At 60.4% G+C, this 19,246-nt stretch carries 16 protein-coding genes and 1 tRNA gene; 9 read left to right on the forward strand and 8 right to left on the reverse strand.

Going from position 1 to position 19,246, the window contains the following annotated elements:
• Positions 1 to 19: 19 nt before the first annotated feature.
• The 3 genes from M5D89_RS01545 to M5D89_RS01555 form a co-directional block, all read right to left on the reverse strand.
• A complete protein-coding gene (locus M5D89_RS01545; protein ID WP_248883978.1) occupies positions 20 to 292 on the reverse strand; it encodes a hypothetical protein in 273 nt (90 codons plus the stop codon).
• A 107-nt stretch (positions 293 to 399) separates the two neighbouring features.
• Positions 400 to 1,488, reverse strand: coding sequence for a cytochrome d ubiquinol oxidase subunit II (gene cydB, locus M5D89_RS01550; protein ID WP_248883979.1), 1,089 nt, complete (start codon positions 1,486 to 1,488; stop codon positions 400 to 402).
• Between the two features lie 55 nt (positions 1,489 to 1,543).
• Complete coding sequence (locus M5D89_RS01555) at positions 1,544 to 3,007, reverse strand: cytochrome ubiquinol oxidase subunit I (protein ID WP_248883980.1); 1,464 nt, start codon at positions 3,005 to 3,007, stop codon at positions 1,544 to 1,546.
• Between the two features lie 308 nt (positions 3,008 to 3,315).
• On the opposite strand from M5D89_RS01555, the gene pgi reads away from it, so the two are divergent.
• The 4 genes from pgi (at position 3,316) to M5D89_RS01575 (ending at position 8,908) form a co-directional block, all read left to right on the forward strand.
• Entirely contained in the window at positions 3,316 to 4,935 is a 1,620-nt protein-coding gene (gene pgi / locus M5D89_RS01560; protein WP_248883981.1) for a glucose-6-phosphate isomerase, read from the forward strand.
• A 69-nt stretch (positions 4,936 to 5,004) separates the two neighbouring features.
• On the forward strand, positions 5,005 to 6,156 hold the full coding sequence (locus M5D89_RS01565; protein WP_248883982.1) for a D-alanyl-D-alanine carboxypeptidase family protein: 1,152 nt from the start codon (positions 5,005 to 5,007) through the stop codon (positions 6,154 to 6,156).
• Positions 6,157 to 6,197: 41 nt separating this feature from the next.
• Positions 6,198 to 8,678 (forward strand): penicillin-binding protein 1A, encoded by a 2,481-nt coding sequence (locus M5D89_RS01570; protein ID WP_248883983.1) that lies wholly within the window; start codon positions 6,198 to 6,200, stop codon positions 8,676 to 8,678.
• 8 nt (positions 8,679 to 8,686) lie between these two features.
• Complete coding sequence (locus M5D89_RS01575) at positions 8,687 to 8,908, forward strand: hypothetical protein (protein ID WP_248883984.1); 222 nt, start codon at positions 8,687 to 8,689, stop codon at positions 8,906 to 8,908.
• A 1-nt stretch (position 8,909) separates the two neighbouring features.
• Here the strand turns inward: M5D89_RS01575 and M5D89_RS01580 are convergent, their stop codons facing one another.
• The 5 genes from M5D89_RS01580 to M5D89_RS01600 form a co-directional block, all read right to left on the reverse strand.
• Positions 8,910 to 9,857, reverse strand: coding sequence for a ribose-phosphate pyrophosphokinase (locus M5D89_RS01580; protein ID WP_248883985.1), 948 nt, complete (start codon positions 9,855 to 9,857; stop codon positions 8,910 to 8,912).
• Positions 9,858 to 9,896: 39 nt separating this feature from the next.
• A tRNA-Gln gene (locus tag M5D89_RS01585) sits at positions 9,897 to 9,971 on the reverse strand.
• Complete coding sequence (ispE, locus tag M5D89_RS01590) at positions 9,962 to 10,825, reverse strand: 4-(cytidine 5'-diphospho)-2-C-methyl-D-erythritol kinase (RefSeq protein ID WP_248883986.1); 864 nt, start codon at positions 10,823 to 10,825, stop codon at positions 9,962 to 9,964. Before ispE ends, M5D89_RS01585 begins: the two co-directional genes overlap by 10 nt.
• Positions 10,822 to 11,439 carry a lipoprotein insertase outer membrane protein LolB gene (gene lolB / locus M5D89_RS01595; RefSeq protein ID WP_248883987.1) on the reverse strand — a complete coding sequence of 206 codons (618 nt, stop codon included), beginning with the start codon at positions 11,437 to 11,439 and terminating at the stop codon, positions 10,822 to 10,824. The genes ispE and lolB overlap by 4 nt, the downstream gene beginning before the upstream one ends.
• Positions 11,436 to 13,211, reverse strand: a complete 1,776-nt coding sequence (locus M5D89_RS01600) for a tetratricopeptide repeat protein (protein ID WP_248883988.1) — start codon at positions 13,209 to 13,211, stop codon at positions 11,436 to 11,438. Before M5D89_RS01600 ends, lolB begins: the two co-directional genes overlap by 4 nt.
• On the opposite strand from M5D89_RS01600, the gene hemA reads away from it, so the two are divergent.
• Genes hemA through M5D89_RS01625 form a run of 5 tightly spaced genes read left to right on the forward strand, consistent with a single transcriptional unit; the run spans position 13,210 to position 19,197 of the window.
• Entirely contained in the window at positions 13,210 to 14,469 is a 1,260-nt protein-coding gene (gene hemA, locus M5D89_RS01605) for a glutamyl-tRNA reductase (RefSeq protein ID WP_346347725.1), read from the forward strand. The two genes, M5D89_RS01600 and hemA, sit on opposite strands and share 2 nt — an antisense overlap.
• Positions 14,466 to 15,563 (forward strand): peptide chain release factor 1, encoded by a 1,098-nt coding sequence (gene prfA / locus M5D89_RS01610; protein ID WP_248883990.1) that lies wholly within the window; start codon positions 14,466 to 14,468, stop codon positions 15,561 to 15,563. Before hemA ends, prfA begins: the two co-directional genes overlap by 4 nt.
• Positions 15,553 to 16,413: a peptide chain release factor N(5)-glutamine methyltransferase gene (prmC, locus tag M5D89_RS01615; protein WP_248883991.1), complete on the forward strand. Its 861-nt coding sequence runs from the start codon at positions 15,553 to 15,555 to the stop codon at positions 16,411 to 16,413. Before prfA ends, prmC begins: the two co-directional genes overlap by 11 nt.
• Positions 16,406 to 17,218 carry a bifunctional DNA-formamidopyrimidine glycosylase/DNA-(apurinic or apyrimidinic site) lyase gene (gene mutM, locus M5D89_RS01620; RefSeq protein ID WP_248883992.1) on the forward strand — a complete coding sequence of 271 codons (813 nt, stop codon included), beginning with the start codon at positions 16,406 to 16,408 and terminating at the stop codon, positions 17,216 to 17,218. The genes prmC and mutM overlap by 8 nt, the downstream gene beginning before the upstream one ends.
• A gap of 20 nt (positions 17,219 to 17,238) precedes the next feature.
• Positions 17,239 to 19,197 carry a dynamin family protein gene (locus M5D89_RS01625; protein ID WP_248883993.1) on the forward strand — a complete coding sequence of 653 codons (1,959 nt, stop codon included), beginning with the start codon at positions 17,239 to 17,241 and terminating at the stop codon, positions 19,195 to 19,197.
• Positions 19,198 to 19,246: the final 49 nt, after the last annotated feature.

The raw sequence follows: 19,246 nt of genomic DNA on the forward strand, positions 1-19,246 counted from the left end.
GTCCCCGAAGAGACTTTTTTCAGTTGTTTGCCGGTGGAGTCATGTGCGCCGCCATGTTGGCGCGCAGGAGGGTGATGGCACGGCGATACTGGCACAGCTCGCGATCGACCTCGAGCACCTGATCGAGGAGTTCTGCCGGGGAGGCAGCCGGCAAACGGCGCAAGAGGCGGTGCCAACGGTCATTGACGCGCTCCTGACCAGCCAGCAAGGCATCAAGAATACAAAGGGAATCGAAGGAGTCTGTGGGGCAGTTGGCGTCACAGAGCTGATGGAGAAGAGCGGTGCTGTTCATGGCTACCTGCTTTGCGGCATTCTGGGATTATGGGCGTTCGACCAGCGAACGCGGAAAAAGTTGCGCAAAAAAACCGGGGCAGTGCCCCGGTTCTCTTTCTCCCAGACTCAGTGGGCGGCGTAGACACTCTTTTTGGTGAAGCGTCCGCGGAAGACCCAGATCTGGTACCAGTTGTACATGATCATGACCGGCACGAACCCGGTCATGAACAAGGTGAACACCGCGAGAGAATTGGCCGGATTGGCAGCATTATGGATGGTCCAGGTGCCAGGCACGATGTAGGGGTACATGGTCGCCCACATCGCCGCCCAGAGCAGCGCCACGACACCCTCGCCCCAGAGCAGGGCAATAAAATTATGCCCGGTAGAGTGGTTGCTCATGGACTTGAAGGCGAAGAACAGAACCACCACCATCCAGATCGCCCAAATCCACCAATTGGGGCCAGTCCACTTGGCCGCGGCCCAGGGGAAAATGGCATAAGACCAGACCAGGGTAACGACGATGGCCGCCAGGGCAAGCAAGGAAAACAGGGTGGTCCAACCCTTGGCGCGCTCGTGGATGACATCGCCGGGCACAAAACGGGCACAGAGATACAGGCCGCCGGCCAATCCCGCCGCAATGACCGCGCCAAAGCCGGTCCAGATGCTGAACCAACTCAGCCAGACAAAGGCACCGCCGGAGAAGTGCAGGACCGGGGTGCTGTAGTCTCGGCCCGCAATGTGGGACATGGCGAGACCGCTCTGCATAGGGAAGCCCTGTAGGCTAGCACCCAGGGCCACGCCCGCGAAGAAGGGCGCCAGCAGGCTGCCAATGGCGAAAAACCAGCCCCAGAGGCGCCGGCTGCTGCGCGCATGAATGTGGAATTCAAAGGCCACGGCGCGCATGATGATGGCCCATAGGGCAATCATCAGGGGAATCATCAGATAGTTGAAGGCCGAGCCATAGACCAGAGGAAAGGCGCCGAAGAGGACGCCCCCAGCAACGACCAACCAGGTTTCGTTGCCATCCCAAAAACCGGCCATCGACGCCATGATGGCGCCGCGCTCGTCTTCATCCTTGGAAAACAAAGCAAAGATCCCGGCGCCGAGGTCAGCGCCATCCAACGCAATGTAAAAAAGAAACATCAGCCCCAACAACATCCACCACCAGGTGGAAAGGGCTGAGGTAATCCGCACGATATCGTGGGCAAAATCCATGGTGACCTCCTTCACAATCAACAACAGGGGCGGCACCGAGCCGCCCCGTCTACTCTCAGCGTTCTGCTTTCAAGACCGGCTTGGCAAAGCTAGCCTGGGCGTGACCACCACCAGCGTGGGCGTCATCCGCACTGCTAGAGTCGTGATGAAACAGGTGCTCGGAAGGCGCAATACCATCTACCCCCTTGGCAATCACGCGAGCGAAGAAGTACCAAGCCCCCGCCCAAACCAAGAGTTCGAAGACAATGTAGCCAGCAAACCAGACCAATTCCTGTGCCACGCTCATGTGGCTGACGCCCTCGTAGGTACGCATCAACCCGTACACTACCCATGGCTGACGCCCGATCTCGCGTACCCACCAGCCCGTCCAGATGGCCAGGTAGGGGAGGAAGCCCGCGAAAATCACCGCGCGGAGAAACCACTTATTCTGGCGCAGGGAGACGCCGTCCAACTTACCGCGCAGCCGCAGCCAATTGCCCCAGAGTGCTACGAAGAAGAGGAAGAAACCAATCGCCACCATCGCGCGGAAGGCATAGAAGGGCACCCAGACGTCTGGGCGATCCTGCGGAGCAAACTGGTCCATACCCTTCACCGTTCCATCCCAGGTATGGGTCTCGAGCAAGCTCAGCACGTGGGGAATAGCGATCTGGAATACGTTGCCATCATTGTTGGCATTCGGAAATGCGATCAGGTTCCAGTTGGTGTTCGGCTTCCCGTCCGGCAGGTAGGTGTGGTAATGACCTTCCATCGCCGCCAGAGAAGTCGGCTGAGTATCAGCAACATCCTTGCCCGCACTATCGCCGATGAAGATCTGCAATGGCGTGACAATGAGCAGGGCCAGCAAGGTCGGTTTCAGGAGCTTGGCGAAGAGATCCGCATGGCGGTTCTTCAAAATGAACCAGGCACTGACACTGGCGAACACAAAGAGCGAGAGCTCAATGGTCGCTACCCACATGTGCGGAAATCCCCAAACGAAATTGTCATTGATAATCGCATGCCACCAGTTCTCCACCTGGAACAGGCCATCCTTGAGCACGACGCCATTGGGCGTTTGCATCCAGGAGTTCGCGACCAGAATCCACATGGCCGACAAACTGGAGGAAATGCCAACGTTCAAAGTAGCAAAAAGATGCATGCCTTTGCTGATCTTGCCCCAGCCAAAGACCATCAGACCAATGAAACCGGCCTCGTACATGAAGGCGGTAATGGTCTCGAAGCCGAGAATATTGCCAAAGAAGGGCCCGACGGCCTGGGAGAACGGCCCATAGAGAATACCGAAGGCCATTTCCATGGTGACGCCGGTGGCAACACCAGCACCAAAATTGATGATGAAGATCTTTTCGAAGAAACGATTGAGCTTGTACCAGCGCTCATCCCCGCTGCGCAACCACGCAACTTCGAGAAAGAACAGTAACCAGGACATACCGATGGTCAGCGGCGTCCAGAGAATGTGCATGGTGGTAATCCATGCAAAATCGAGCCGACTGAGCAAAACCGGCAAACTATTTTCGATGATCATGACTGATTCCTCGATTCCGTTAGGGTATTGATCGAACTACTGCACGTTAGGAGCAAAGCACGTGCCATCAAGTAGCGGGTCAGGAGAGCAAGAAATATAAGGAGTTGGTGATATGGTCTGGAGAACCCTGTGCAAATGCACCAGATTGACCGGTTGTTTTACACCACACCCGGTGAAATAACCCAATATAAACATATACGTAGATATTTTTATTGGCTTTTCATTCTGTCGCTTGCGGACGTCGCGTGCTTCTCCTACGCTTTTCTTGAGACTCTATGAACGTAACTCTCAGCCCCAGGAGAATAGACATGAGCGCAGCACAATTGCAGGACTCCCCAGCGTGGCAACGATTGCAACAACTGCGTGCCGATTGGGGCAAAACCAGCATCGCCGAACTCTTCGCCGCGAGCCCCGAGCGCGGCACGCGGATGGTGGCTGAAGGCTGTGGCATTTATCTCGACTACTCGAAAAACTGGCTGCGCGAAGATACCCTCGCCGCACTCCTCGCCCTTGCGCAAGAGCGCGGCTTGGAAGCGCGCCGTGCCGCCATGTTTGCTGGTGAACACATCAATGGCACGGAAGACCGCGCCGTTCTGCATGTCGCCCTGCGCGCACCGGCCAGTGCGCAGATCCATGACCAGGGAAGTAATGTGGTTCCCGAGGTACAGGCCGTCTTGGACCGCATGGCGGCCTTTTGTGAGCAGGTCCACCAAGGCGACTGGTTGGGGGCAACGAGCCAGCGCCTGCGGCAGATCGTCAACATTGGCATTGGTGGCTCTTACCTGGGCCCAGAAATGGCCTATCAGGCCTTGCGTCGGCAACGCCTGCCCGGGATCCGTGAATATTTTGTCGCCAATGTCGATGGCGCCGCTCTGGAGGCGGTACTGGCGGAGCTCGATCCCGCGCAGACGCTGTTTATCATCGCTTCGAAAACCTTCACCACCCTGGAAACCATGACCAACGCCCATGCGGCACGACGCTGGTTGGTCGCGGCCTTGGGCGAGGCTGCAGTAGAGCGACATTTCGTGGCGGTATCCACCAACCACGAGGCCGTTGCCGCCTTTGGCATGAATCCGGAGCACAGCTTTGGCTTTTGGGATTGGGTGGGGGGGCGCTATTCCATGGATTCGGCCATCGGTCTGGCGACGATGCTGGCCATCGGCCCAGAGGCCTTCCGGGAAATGTTGCGCGGTTTTCATGCCATGGACGAGCATTTCCTGCATACCCCGTTGGCGCAGAACCTGCCCGTTCTGCTGGGCATGATTGCGATCTGGTACAACAATTTCTGGGGGGCGCAGAGCCAGGCGATTCTGCCCTACGCCCACGATCTTGCGCGCTTCCCCGCCTATCTGCAGCAATTGCAGATGGAAAGCAACGGCAAACGGGTCGATCTCCATGGAACAACGCTGACGGTGGACAGCGGGCCGATCATCTGGGGCGAGCCGGGCACCGATGGCCAACATTCCTTTTATCAGCTGCTACACCAAGGTACGCGCCTGGTACCCAGCGATTTCATTGGTTTTGTCCAGCCGTTGAGTGATTTCGGCGCGCAGCATGACCTGCTCATGGCCAATCTCTTCGCCCAGAGCGAGGCCCTGGCATTTGGTCGCTCGGCGGAAGAGCTGCGCGCTCTCGGCGTCGCCGAGACGCAGATTCCCCATCGCGTCTCCCCTGGCAATCGACCGAGCAACCTGCTGCTCGTCGATGCCCTGACACCGTTTTCCCTCGGCGCCCTGGTCGCACTCTATGAGCACAGCGTCTTCACCCAAGGGGTGATCTGGGGTATCGACTCTTTCGACCAGTGGGGGGTGGAGCTGGGCAAGGTCCTCGCGCAGCGGGTAGAAACCGACCTGCAGGGGAAGACGAAGAACACCCATGACCGCTCTACACAGAACCTGATCGAGCGGTATCGGTCGCAACGCAGCTAGGCAGCGGGAACTTTTCCCGGCGGCAGTTTTTCCAAGGGAAAATCTTTCTCACTGAGACCTGCCGCCCCTATGAAAAAATCTGCTGCTTTTTTTGCCTTCTTCCTGGTCTCGGGTAGTGCCTACGCGGTGGTACCGACGCCTACCCTGCCAGCGCCACCTCCCATGCCCGCGCCCCAGATTGGCGGCGTCAAGGCGGCGGTATTGCTCGACGTCAATACCGATCAGATCCTCCTTGATCAGAATGGGAACACGAGTTTCGATCCCTCGGGCTTGGTGAAGCTCATGACGGCCTATCTCCTCTATCAAGCCGAGGCACAAAAGATGGTACAGCCGGGCGAGCGAATTTCCGTCTCGGTCGATGCTTGGCACGCCCCCGGTTCGCGCATGTTCATTCAACCAGGCTTGCCGGTGACAGTGGACCAGCTTACCCATGGCTTGTTGATCGATGGGGGAAATGACGCTGCCATCGCCATTGCGCAGGCGGTAGCGGGCAGTGTCGGCGGCTTTGTCGATCTGATGAACCGCGAGGCGGCCGGGATGGGACTGCGGCAGACCCATTTCGTCAATCCCGACGGGATGCCGACACCGGGGCAGCGCAGCACTGCAGTGGACATGGCGCGTCTGGCGCGGGCTCTGCTGGTGAAATTTCCCCAGGTGGCGAAGATCGCTGGCCAGGCAAGCTATCAGTACAACCACATTACCCAGTACAACTACAATCCCCTGGCCGGCCAAAAGGACATCACTGGCCTGGGGGTGGGCCTGGCATCTGCCGACAACTGGGATCTGGCGGTCAGTGCCAGCAAGGATGGACGCGGCTTGGTGGCGGTGATTTTGGGCGCCAGCTCGCGCGCCGTCGCCGGTACCGACGCCTCGGCCATGCTCCACTATGGCTTTCACGGCTGGCAAGAGCGCCAGGTCTACCCCGCCGGCGCCATCGTCGCACAGCTCAAGCGCGTGGACTGGTCGCCGGAAACGCTTTCGGTGATCACGCCCAAGACGATTCAGGTGGTCGTTCCCAAGCCCAGTCAAGGCAAGGTAGAGAGCCGCTTCGTTGCTGATCCTACATTGCAGGCGCCGCTGAAGGCCAATACTCAAGTTGGTACTCTCGATCTTCTCTGGAATGGTAAGGTGCTGAAGAGCGAACCGGTGCTGGCGAAAAACGCCGTTGCCAAGGCCGGTTGGTTCAGTCGCCTCTGGCATCGGGTGCGGGGGTCGCTGTGATTTTTCCGTGCCACTCTGCACCGCTACACGCGGTTTGAGCCATGGGTAGGAGCGCCTTTTTTCGCCACCGGAGCTGGCGGTTCTGGTTCGTGTTGATTGTCCTCTTTGTGTTGCTGGATGCCACCGTCGGCGCCGGCTTCTGGACCTACCGCATCTGGCAAAAGTTGCCACCAGTACGCGAGTTACAGCATTGGCACCCGGCCGAACCACTGCGCATCTACGCAAACAATGGGCAGTTGCTGCAGGTCATTGGCCCGCAATTACGCTATGCCCTGCCCTTGGACCAAGTCCCTAAGCATTTGCAGGATGCCTTCATCGCGGCAGAAAACTCCAAGTTTTACAGTCACAACCCGCTCTATTACCCGGTCAGTTTTCCCGGCATTTTTCGCGCCGCCTGGGTGGATCTGATTCATTGGGGACCGGTGCAAGGAGCGAGCACCATTACCGAGCAGGTGGCGCGGAATTTCTATCTGACGCCGAAAAAGACCATTACGCGCAAGGTGGCGGAAATCCTTCTGGCCTACAAATTGGCGCATCACTTGGATCGGGCGCAGATTCTCGATCTCTACGTGAATAAGATCTATTTGGGTGAGGGGGCCTATGGGGTACAGGCGGCGGCCGAGACCTACTATGGCAAGACGGTTTCGCAACTCAGCTTGGGGGAGATGGCGACCCTGGCTGGCCTGCCCGCCGCGCCCTCGGCCTTCAACCCCATCGCCTCGCCTGCCTCGGCAAAGACCCGCCGGGATTATGTTCTACGGCGTATGGCTAAACTCGGCTTCATCAGCGAAGCTGCCGCCCAGCGTGCCATCGCCAAACCCATCGAGGCGCGCTATCACGCCCCGGCCAGCAACCTGGCGCCCTACGCCACCGACTGGATCCGCACCTGGCTGGAAAAACACTTCGGGCCAGACTTTACCTATCGCAGCGGTTTACGGGTGTATACGAGCATCGATCCGCGCGATCAACAGGCGGCCAGCAAGGACATGGCCATTGGCCTGGAGAACTATGGCATGGGCCTGGACAGCATGGACCCCAAGGCCTGGCGCGGCCCGATCGCCCAGCTTCACGGACAGATGCTGTACACGGCCCTGCGCGGCCAGCGCCCCCCCATGTTGCCGGACTATGATCCCGCCAATCTCCGTTGGGCCGTTGTAAAGAACGTGAATGCCCGCGAAGCGCAGATCGAGATCGAAGGGCAGCAGGCAGCCACGCTGAGCCTGCGACAAGTGGGCTGGGCGCGCCTACGGCCCAATGGCGAGCGCCCAACGGCGGTGGATCAGGTGCTGGTGCCGGGGGATCTCATCTGGGTCCGGCATTACGTTGCAACCACCACCGAAGGCACGGGAAATCCGGTCTGGGGTACCAGGGTTTGGCATGACGTTCCCCACGGCGGCTGGCAATTGGCACAGATTCCGCACGTGCAAGGCGCGCTGGTTTCGTTAAACAGCCACAGTGGCGCAATCCTCGCCCTGGTAGGAGGCTTCAGCTATGACCTCAGCCACTTCGACCGCGCTCTGTACTCTTACCGACAACCGGGTTCTGGCTTCAAGCCCTTCGTCTACGCGTCGGCGATCGATGCCCCCGCCTTGCTGGCCAGTGGACACAAGGGTTACTACACCCCAGTATCCTTGATTGCGGATACGCCCCTCGTCATTCACCTGGCGGATGGGCAGATCTACGCACCCACCAATTACAGCCGCACCTTCTCCAAGGTCCCATTCCCCATCTGGGAAGACCTCGCCGACTCCCATAATGTGCCCAGCGTGCGCCTGCTCATGGATGTCGGCATTCCCTACGCGAAAACCTACGTGCAGCGCTTTGGCTTCCCTGCCAAGCAGATCCCGGCTACGCCCTCCATGGTCCTGGGAGCTGGGGATTTCACACCGCTGCAGATGGCCAAGGCCTACGCCACCTTCTCTAGCGGCGGTTTCCTGCCCCATCCCTACCTCATCCGCAAGGTGGTCACCGCCGATGGCACCCAGGTCGCACTGCTGCATTGCCCCCTGGCCTATCAGCCACCAGCAACGCAGACGGTAATCCCGCCTGGGGTTGCCTATCTGATGACGCGGATGATGGAACGGGTGATTCGCGTCGGAACCGGGGTGGCAGCGCAGATCCTGCACCGTCATGACCTAGCGGGCAAGACAGGGACCACCAATGCGGAAGAGAATGCCTGGTTCAATGGTTTCAATCCGCAGATCACGACATCCGTATGGGTAGGCTATGACGATAACCATACGATGGGGACCTGGGCGGCGGGGGCGCGAGAGGCCTTGCCCATTTGGATCCGCTACATGGGAACGGCGCTACAGGGCATGCCCGACAACGGCTTTTTCATACCTCCAGACGTGGTCACCGCACAATACAATCCCCGCACTGGCACCTTGGCGGATCCTGGAGCCCATGCCGGCCCCAGTAAAGGGGGATACTTTCTGGCTGGCTATTTGCCGCCCAAACCAAAGGCGCAAGAGCAGCGCGAAGAGCAAAGTTTCGTGCACGCACTGATGAGGATGTTCTAGGAGTGGAAATGAGTGAAGAGAGCAGCAGTGGTGGAGCGACTTGGATTTGGGCCCTGGTGATTCTAATCTTGGCGGTCCTGGCCTACTTCTTTTTGCACGCTTGGCTGGTCAACGGAGTAGATCGCCCCGACCCCCATTCCTTGACCGTGATTCCAGGGCAACCAGCCCAAGCCACGCTGAAATTACCCCAGCTGAAAACTCTGGATGGGCAGGCAGCGCCCTATTCCTGACTCAGTCCATGAACAAGGAGCTGACGGAGTCTTCTTCGGCAATGCGACGGATGGTTTCGGCAAAGAGTTCGGCTACGGAGAGCACGCGGATCTTGGCGCAAGCCTTGGCCTCGCTGCTCAGGGGGATGGTATCTGTGACCACCAACTCATCCAGCGAAGAAGCGCTGATGCGTTCGATGGCCTTCCCGGAAAGCACGGGGTGGGTACAATAGGCACAGACCCGTAGGGCGCCCCGCGCCTTGAGGGCATGTGCCGCCTCGCACAGGGTATTGGCGGTATCGACCATATCGTCGACCAGCACACAGCTGCGCCCCTCCACCTCGCCGATGATATTCATCACCACTGATTCATTGGGACGCGGGCGACGCTTGTCGATGATGGCCAAATCCACTTCCAGACGCTTGGCAATGGCGCGCGCGCGCACCACACCGCCAACATCGGGAGAGACCACCATGAGTTTTTCCGGATTCTGGCGCCAGATGTCGCCGAGAAGGATCGGTGAGGCGTAGATATTGTCGACGGGGACATCAAAGAAGCCCTGAATTTGGTCGGCATGCAGATCCATGGTCAGCACCCGGTGCGCCCCGGCGGTGGTCACCAGGTCCGCGACCAGCTTGGCGGTAATGGCGGTGCGGGCACGGGATTTGCGATCCTGGCGTGCATAACCAAAGTAGGGCATGACGGCGGTGATGCGGTTGGCCGAGGCACGTTTCAAGGCATCGATCATGGTCAGGAGTTCCATGAGATGATCGTTGGTCGGTGCGCAGGTCGGTTGCAGCACGAACACATCGTGACCGCGAACATTTTCCAGGACCTCGACGAAGACCTCACCGTCGCTAAAGCGACTGACCTCGACACGACCTAAAGGAATCTGGAGAAATTTGACGACTTGTGCCGCCAAGGCGGGATTGGCATTCCCGCTGAACACCATCAGGCTACCGTGAGACATGAAAGGATCGGTCCCTCTGTACTGCCGGCAAAAATAAAATGGCTGGGGCGCCAGGATTCGAACCTGGGAATGCCGGAATCAAAATCCGGTGCCTTACCGCTTGGCTACGCCCCAGCAGGGATTTCCGGGAGGAGCTCGAGGAGCGGGTGCTGATTACACCCTCGCACTGCCCAGCCGCGCCATGCCGACGGTAGCTGGGCAAGAAGGGCTGCACCGTCCAACCCCTCCGCAAGCTCGGCAAAGCAACAAGCACCGCTACCCGTCAAGCGTGCGTTTCTCAAGCCCTGCGCGCTCAGCCAATCGATGCATTCTGCAATGACCGGATAACGACGCCGAACCAGGGGCTCCAGGGTATTCTCCTGCTCCCCCCCCAAAAACGCCGATATTGTGCTGGGCAGGTGTTGGCGTGTCAATTCGGGGTCCCGAAAAATCTCTGCGGTAGGAACGGAGACGCCTGGATGCACGAGCAAATAGCGCAGTTCCGGGACGGGCGGCATCGCCTGCAAACGTTCACCGATACCCTCTGCCCAGGCGCTGCGTCCGAATAGGAAGATGGGGACATCAGCACCGAGAGAGCTGCCGAGTTCGATCAGTTCGGCACGGGTGAGGCCGCAATTCCAGAGTTGATTGAGCACCAGCAACGTCGTGGCGGCATCGGAAGAGCCGCCACCGACCCCACCCCCCTCGGGAAGGCGCTTACGCAGGGTGATTTCCACGCCTTCGCGCCGGCCGCAGCGCTCCGCGAGCAGGCGCGCAGCGCGCAGGGTGAGTTCCTTCTCCGGCGGAATGTCGCCGGGTCCACCGGAGGAACGGAAGATCCCTGACGGTAGCGAGGAAAAGTGCAAATCATCGCCGAGGTCGAGAAACTGAAATACGCTCTGCAGCAGGTGATAGCCGTCCGCCCGGCGTCCCACCACCCGCAACATCAAGTTCAGCTTGGCCGGAGCCGGATACCAGGCGTCGCTCATCCTCGCCCCAGACGCCAATCGCTGACGGCGATGCGCATTTGCACCCCGTCTGGGCCCGTGGCCTGCAGCAAGGCCGGCATGCGCAAGCCCCCCACGGCCTCGTAGTGCAGATATTGCAAGTGCCAGGCGCCCCAGTCTGCCGTGCGCGGCAAGCCCTCCGCATCATAGGCACCAACTTGGCCACGCGCAGGAATCCCCAACAGCCAATCCGGCAGTTCGTGGACCGGCAACGAAACCCCCAGGACCCTTTGCAAGAGTTCGCCCATATTCGCGGCGACCAGCCGCTTGCCGTTGGCCTCCACGAGGGAGGCCTGCTGCTCATTCTCCTGCAGCTCAGCCACGGTATTGCCCAATGGCCCCAGGATCATCAGGTGCGCACCCTGCGGCTCCTGCCGCCAGATAAAGCCAAAACTCTGGCTGCCCTGAGGGCTGCGCAGGGAGGCCTGCCCATTGGCGGTCCAACGCTGCAGCGATGTCAGCACCTGCGCCCGCTGTTCCGCGGGCAGCAGCAGGTGTGCGGCCGGGGGTGCAGGCGGGAGCTGGGCACAGGCGCTCAAGAAAAGGAGGGCAGGGAATATCAGGCCCTTCCAGGTGGGCCGTGCCAGGCGATTCATGGATGCAGCAAATCCTCTTGTAAACGGCGACTGGTGGGATGGCGCTTCAAACCCTGCTGCCATAGGGTTCGCGCCTCCTTCTTCTGGCCCATTTTCCATAAAACGCGACCCAGATGGCTCAATACCTCTGGCTCCTCTCCCAAGCCGGCGTGTGCCTGCTGCAGGTATTTGAGGGCCTGCGCTTGGTCGCCCTGCAAATGATACAGCCATCCCACGCTATCCTGGATGTTGGGATCCTCCGGAGCGAGCTGGATGGCTTTGTGCAGGTAATGGGCAGCAGTGGCGAGCTCGTCCCTCCGTTGCAGCAGGCTGTAGCCGAGAAAGTTGTAGGCTTGAGCATCCTCCGGGCGCAAATCGATGACGATCTTCATAGCCTTTTCCATGCCCGCATAATCCCCCTGCTGCTCTGCCACCGTACCACGGGCATACCACAGGTCTGCATCGCGGGGGTGTTGTTCCAAGGCCTGATCCAGCACCTGCACGGCCGATGCCACCTGTCCTTGCTCCTGCAACAACTCAGCCCGCAACAAGGGAATTTGCACATTATCAGGATGCCGGGCCTGCAATTTTTCCACCTGCAGCAGGGCCTTCTTCTTCTGCCCCTGTGCATAATAGATCTGCACCATACGCAGCTGCGCCTCGTCCGCCAGGGGTGTACCACTGAGCTTGTCGTAAGCTGCCAGCGCTGGCGCCCAGTCCTTTTGCTCCTCGGCAAGCCGCCCCTGGTAATAAGATAACAACGGGCTGTGCGGCAGGAGCTCGCGCAGATGCTCGAGTGCTTGCTGGCTACCCGTCCAGTCCTTTTCGGCTATTCCCAGGAGCAGAAGCTGCTCCCAGATTTGCGGCTGCTCGGGCCGCAGCAGACTGAGCTGCTGCAGCACCCGGTACGCTTGCGTCTGACCCCCAAGGCTCAGATAGAGCTTGGCAAGATAGACGCGCGCGGCTTCCGCATTGGGATGGGCAGCACAAAACCCTTGTATAGACCGCAGGGCGGCCAGGGCATTTCCCTGCTGATGCAGGGTCTCCGCATGGAGAATGGCTGCCTCGTCCCAGTCGGGACGCAACTCTAGCGCGCGGGCAAAGGCGCTTTCTGCTTTTTCCGGTTGCTTTTCCAGCAGGGCAATACGGCCAAGGGTCATCTGTGCCGCCGCCGATTGCGGGTGCTGTTGCAGAACGCTGTGGATCAAGCGCTCCGCGTCTCCCAGACGACCATGCTGGGCCAGGAGTTCCGCCAACTCGCTACTGACGCGCTCATCGTCCGGAAAGCGGGCCAGCGTCGCTTGCAGCAGGTCAATGGCGGCGGAATCCTGGCCATCGGCCAACAGTAAACCCGCCTCAAAACGGGCTGACTCGCTGTCTTCCGGGGCCAATTCATGCCAGTGCTTGGCCCAGTGCAGGGCCTGCGGCAAATCGCCCAGCTGCGCTGCCGCCTTGGTTGCCGCCGCCAATACCGCCGCCGTAGGCAGTTGGTCGACGCTGTGCTTCCAGGCCGCCAGGGCATCCTGTCGATCCCCTTGCTGGGTGGCCATCTCCGCGCTGAGGAGATAGAACAGGCCTTCGCCAGTCAGGGTCACGCTGGCCGGGGCAAGGGGTGCCGCAAGGAGCAAGGCTAACGCTGTCCACCGCCACCACACTCTGCTGCCCATGCCTGTCCCTGTGCGACACAATGCGCTGACAATAGCGCCAGCACCTGCGGCTTGCAATCCGGCCAAGCCTTGCGGACAATGCGCCGGTAGAGAGTAATGCCCCATATTTACGGACGATACAGCCATTTTTTGCTACGGGTTAAGTCATTACAGTGCGCCCATCGAGGTGCGCGAGAAGGTCGCATTTGCGCCCGATCAGTTGGCCGCGGCACATCGTGATCTCCTGGCGCAACATCTGGCCAAAGAAGCCCTCATCCTTTCTACCTGCAATCGTACCGAAATCTACACCTACGGCGGTGCCGGACCGCAAGAGCCGCGACTGCGGCAATGGCTGGCCCAATTTCATGGTATCGATGCCGAGCTGCTCACCGGTAACAGCTTCTCCTTCCAAGACGCCGCTGCGGTACAGCACCTGTTCCGGGTAGTGTGTGGACTGGATTCGATGATCATCGGCGAGCCACAGATCCTCGGACAAGTGAAGGACGCCTATCAAATAGCCGCCGATATCGATAGCACCGGGCCGGTACTCAATCGCTTGCTGCATTGGGCCTTTCGCGTTGCCAAACAGGTCCGCACGGAAACCGCCATTGGTTCGGCACCCGTCAGCGTCGCCTATGCGGCCGTCAGCCTGGCACGCCAGCTCCTTGGTTCGCTGCAAGACAAGCGGGTGCTGCTCATCGGTGCCGGAGAAACCATCGAACTGGTCGCCACCCATCTGCGCGAGCATGAGCTCGACGGCTTTCATGTCGTCAATCGCAGTCCGGATCGGGCCCGCCTGCTGGCGGGTCGGCTCGGTGGTCAAGCCCATCCCTTGGAAGATGCCGCAGCCCTCCTTCCCCACGTCGATCTGGTCTTGAGTTGTACCGCCAGCCCACAGATCCTCTTGCGCTCCGCCGACCTGCAGCAGGGTCTTCCTCGCACGCGGGGCAGCCTGCTGCTGCTCGATCTCGCCGTGCCTCGCGACATCGATCCGGCGATTGCCGATCTGGACGACTGCTACCTGTATACCATCGATGACCTGAACGATATCGCCCAGGCCGGTGTACAGGCGCGACGGGAGGCGGCGAAGGAGGCGGAACAGATCATTGCGCAGGAGGCCGAGGGCTTCCAACATTGGCGCGACAGCCTGGAGGTGGTGCCGGCCATCCGCCGCCTGCGCGAGCATGTGGAACAGGCGCGTCTGATGGAGTTGCAGCGCTTTCGCCACTATCTGCAGCAAGGCCAGGACCCGGGTGCCGTGCTCGACGCCTTCTCCAAGGCCCTGATGAACAAGGTCTTGCACGATCCCATCTCCACCCTGCGCCAGCCCTGCCAGGAAGCCACGAGCGAGGCCTTGGTCGCCTCACTGGATATCCTCTTCCATCTCAGCGACGCCGAAGGATGAGTCTCAGCCCCCGTCTGGAGGGCCAACTCGAGCAGTTGAGCCTGCGCGCCGAAGAGCTGGAACACCGCCTAGCAAGCCCGGAGATCCTTCAGGATCCGCAACAATACCAAGCCTTGTCGCGGGAATTGGGCGAGATCCAGCCTCTGCGTGACCTCCTCGCTCGCCAACAACGCCGACAGCGGGACTATGATGATGCGGCGCGCATCCTGCGCGAAGAAGCGGATGCGGACTTGCGCGCCCTGGCGGGCGAGGAGCTGACGGCCGCGGAAGCGGAAATTGCCGAGCTGGAGGCGGAATTGCGCCTGCGTCTCCTGCCCAAGGATCCGCAGGATGAACGCAATGTCTTTCTCGAGGTACGGGCAGGTACCGGCGGAGAGGAGGCGGCCCTTTTTGCTGGTGATCTGGCACGCATGTACAGCCGCTATGCCGAGAGCAAGCGCTTTGGCGTAACCATCCTCTCCGCCTCCGAATCGGAGCGCGGCGGCTACCGCGAAGTGGTCCTGGAAATTGCCGGACGTGGAGCCTATTCCCGCTTCAAATTTGAATCGGGTGGGCACCGCGTACAGCGCGTGCCGGAAACCGAGGCGCAGGGCCGCATCCACACCTCGGCCTGTACCGTTGCGGTCCTGCCTGAAGTGGACGAGATCGAGGGCATACAGATTCAGAGCAGTGATCTGCGCATCGACACCTTCCGCGCCAGTGGCGCCGGCGGACAGCACGTCAACAAGACCGATTCGGCAGTACGGATCACCCATCTTCCATCGGGGCTGGTGGTCGCCTGCCAGGAAGATCGCTCGCAGCACAAAAACCGCGCCAAGGCCATGGCCCTGTTGCAAGCACGCTTGATGGAGATGGAGCAGGAAAAGCAGCAGAGCGCCACGGCTGCGGCGCGACGCTCTCTGGTAGGCTCGGGTGATCGCTCCGAGCGTATTCGCACCTACAATTTTCCCCAGGGTAGAGTGACCGATCACCGCATCAACCTCACGCTCTACCGTCTGGAGGCCGTCATGGCTGGCGATCTCGACCCACTCTACGAGGCGCTCTTGCGCGAACACCAGGCGGACCTTTTACAAAGTCTCGGTGATGAGCCCTGAGACACCCACGGCGGCGGACTCCCTGCGCCAATGGCAACAATGGCTGATCCATCAGCTGGCAACGCAAAGCGATGATGCCTCCCAAGAGGCGCGCTGGATTCTTGCCGACCTGCTGGGCAATGGGCAGACGCTCTGGCGCGACCCGCAGATGGCCCTGGGAGAGGAGCGACGTGCGCGCCTGCTGGCGCTGCTCGCCCGGCGCCTCGACGGTACGCCGCTGGCCTACTGTTTGGGGCACTGGTCCTTCATGGATCTCGATCTGCGGGTCGATCCCCGGGCACTGATTCCCCGCCCGGATACCGAAACGCTGGTGCGTTGGGCCCTGGAGCAGTTGCCAAAGAGTGGAGCGGTACTCGATCTGGGCACGGGTTCCGGTGCAATCGTCCTTGCCCTGGCGCAGGCGCGGCCCGAACTCGACTATTGGGCGGTGGACAACAGTACGGAAGCCTTGACCCTGGCCCGGCAGAATGCCGAAGCGCTGAGACAACAGATCCACTGGTGCCAGGGCGACTGGTGTGCCGCACTCCCGGCAACACAGCAGTTTGCATTGATTGTGAGCAATCCACCCTATCTGGCGGCCGACGATCCGCATCTTCCCGATCTGCACGCAGAGCCACGCGCTGCCCTGGTGGCCGGGGAAAGCGGCCTCGAGGCCTATCAGGCCATCCTCTCCGGTCTGGCGCCGCACCTGCGCCCCGGCACCCGCCTCGGCTTCGAACATGGCGTCGCGCAAGGCCCAGCCGTGCGTGCGCTGATGGCCGCCCATGGCTGGCAGGACCTTGCCGTGCTTTGGGATCTCGCCGGCCGGGAACGCGCGAGCACCAGCATCTGGAGGGGAGAAGATGCCTGAATTGCCCGAGGTGGAGGTCACGCGCCTCGGCATTGCGCCCCACCTCATCGATCGGCGCATCAGCACCGTGATCGTGCGCGAGCCACGCCTGCGTCGGCCGGTTAATGCCGATCTGCCGTCGCGACTGCAAGGACAGACCATCCACCGCCTCTGGCGGCGTGGAAAATATCTCCTCGCCGATCTCGACACCGGACAGCTCCTTCTCCATCTCGGGATGTCTGGCCACCTGCGCGTTCTCCCAGCCACGATTCCAGCCCAACGCCATGATCACATTGATCTGGTCCTGGATAACGATCAGTGCTTGCGCTTTCATGATCCGCGCCGCTTTGGCCTGCTGCTCTGGGGGCCAGACTGGTCCACCGACCCGCTCCTGCAGCACCTAGGACCCGAGCCTCTGGGTGATGTTTTTGACGGAGACTACCTTTACACCCGCAGTCGAGGCCATCACCAGGCCATCAAGACCTTTCTGATGGATGCCCACAATGTAGTGGGGGTGGGCAACATCTACGCCAACGAATCCCTGTTCCGCGCCGGCATCGATCCGCGCCGCGCCGCTGGACGCATCTCCCGCGCGCGTTACCAACACCTGGCCGAGGCCGTTGTGGAGATCCTGCAAGCAGCGATTGCAGAAGGAGGAACGACTCTGCGCGACTTTACCCGTCCTGATGGCGAAAAGGGATATTTTCGACTATCTCTTGCCGTGTATGGGCGAGAGGAAGAACCCTGCGTACGTTGTGGGGAGCCATTGCGCGGTCTGCGCATTGGTGGACGGTCCTCCTTTTTTTGTGGGTATTGTCAGCGTTAGCAGCAGCAAACGGGAGAGCCATGACGAACGCAGGTAACGATTCACCGATTCTGCAGAGCTTGCAATCCTTCCAACTCTGGCGTGAACAGGTCGCCCAATCCCTGCACCGCCTCGCCGAACTGACCGGGGACTTCGGTCTGATCCCCGGCGGCAGCATCCTTCAATTGGAAAATCTCGCCTTTGCCATTGAACAGGACCATCTGCGTCTGGCCGTAGTGGGGGAATTTTCCCGCGGCAAAACGGAACTAATCAACGCCCTCCTCTTCGCTGATCAGGGTCAACGCTTTTTGCCCTCCAGCACCGGGCAAACCACTATGTGTCCAGTCGAAATCCGCGGCGCGCCGCAAGGCCGCCCCGGACTGCAGCTTTTGCCCATTGCCAGCCGCAGCATGGATATCAGTATTGAAAAGCTGAAGCGCGCGGGCAGCGCATGGGTGCGCATGGACTGCGCAGACGAGGCCAAACGCGGACAACGCTTCAAGGTGTTGACCGAAACGATTTGTGTCGCCATTGAAGAAGCTCGGCGTCTGGGCCTCTGTCCTCCCCTCAACCGGGTCGCGAAAAGTCGCGAAAATACCGTCTGCCCCTCCTGCGGTCTCGGCAAGGTGCTGATCCCCCGCTGGCGTCACGCCATGCTGTTTCTTCCTCACCCCATTCTTGATGCCGGCCTTACCGTACTGGACACTCCCGGTTTGAACGCCATCGGTGCGGAACCCGAGCTGACCTTCAGCATGCTCAACGATGCCGATGCGCTGCTCTTTCTGCTGAGTGTCGACACTGGGGTGACGCAGAGCGATCTGGTCATCTGGGAACAGTATCTCAAGCGCAATCGCAATCAACACCAACTCGTGCTGCTCAACAAGATCGATATGCTTTGGGACGAACTGCGCGACCCCTTCGAGATCGAGGAAGAAATCGAAGCGCAGGCGCAACGTACCGCCGAACGGCTGGGCATCGCGCGTGCACAGGTCATCCCCATCAGTGGGCAGAAGGCCTTGTTGGGGCGTATCCGCGGCAACGAAGAACTGCTGCAGCGCAGTGGCATTCTGGAGTTGGAAAAGGCCATCGCCGACCTGATCATCCCGGGGCGTCGCAAATCGTTGGAAGAGAAAGGCCAGCAACTGGCCAAACGCATCCTGACGGAGCAACAGGTGCTGCTCTCCGAGCAAGATCAGCGACTCGTCACGCAAATGCAAAGTCTGCACGATCTGAAAGAGCGAACGGGGGAAAAGGTTCCCAAGCTGGTTCGCCAGCACCAGCAGCGCCTGGCGCAATTCGAGCACGATCGCGCTGCCTTTGAGGGGCGCAAGCTCGCCTTCCAGCATTCGGTGCAGGAACATCTTCTGGCTCCCCTGTCCACCACTACGTTTGATCTCATCATCAGCAACGCCAAGGGGGAAATGCTCTCGGCCTGGACGACCGCCGGCATCGTCGAGCGCTTTCACGTCTTTTTTGCCGAGGCGACCCGGCAGTTCGATACTGCGCTTGCCGGCGCGGAAACCGTCAATGCCGAAATTGCGCGCGAATATGCCGCGCTACAGCAACGCTATTCCTTGCCCGCATTGGCCACCCTTCCCTACGCCATTCTGCCCCGGCGCGCAGAACTGCTGGCCATGGCGGAGAGCTATGAACGCTTTGGCATGATGCTGGAAATTGCCGTGAATACCCAAAGTAGCGTCGTGCGCAAGGCCTTTCTCACCGTGGCGGCAAAAGTGCGCGACTACATGCTCGAGACGCGCCGCGATGCGCAGAATTGGGTAGACGAGGTGATGGCTGTCATGAACCAATACCTCGAGAGTTATCATCAGAAATCTGCCGAGGAGCTGGAAGCACTGGAGCGTATCTCTCAGGCCATGGACAGCATTGATAGCCGTAGCGAGCGCCTGCAAGCACAGCGCACGGCTACACAGGAGCAGCTGAGCACGTTAGAAAAGATCCATTCCCAGATGCAGGATGCCCTCGGCGCGACTTTCCCGTGACGCCAAGACAATCAGCCACCAGGCAGGCGGCCTAACGTCCCTCCCGGTA

The sequence above is a fragment of the Acidithiobacillus acidisediminis genome (assembly GCF_023277115.1).
Lineage (GTDB): Bacteria > Pseudomonadota > Gammaproteobacteria > Acidithiobacillales > Acidithiobacillaceae > Igneacidithiobacillus > Igneacidithiobacillus acidisediminis.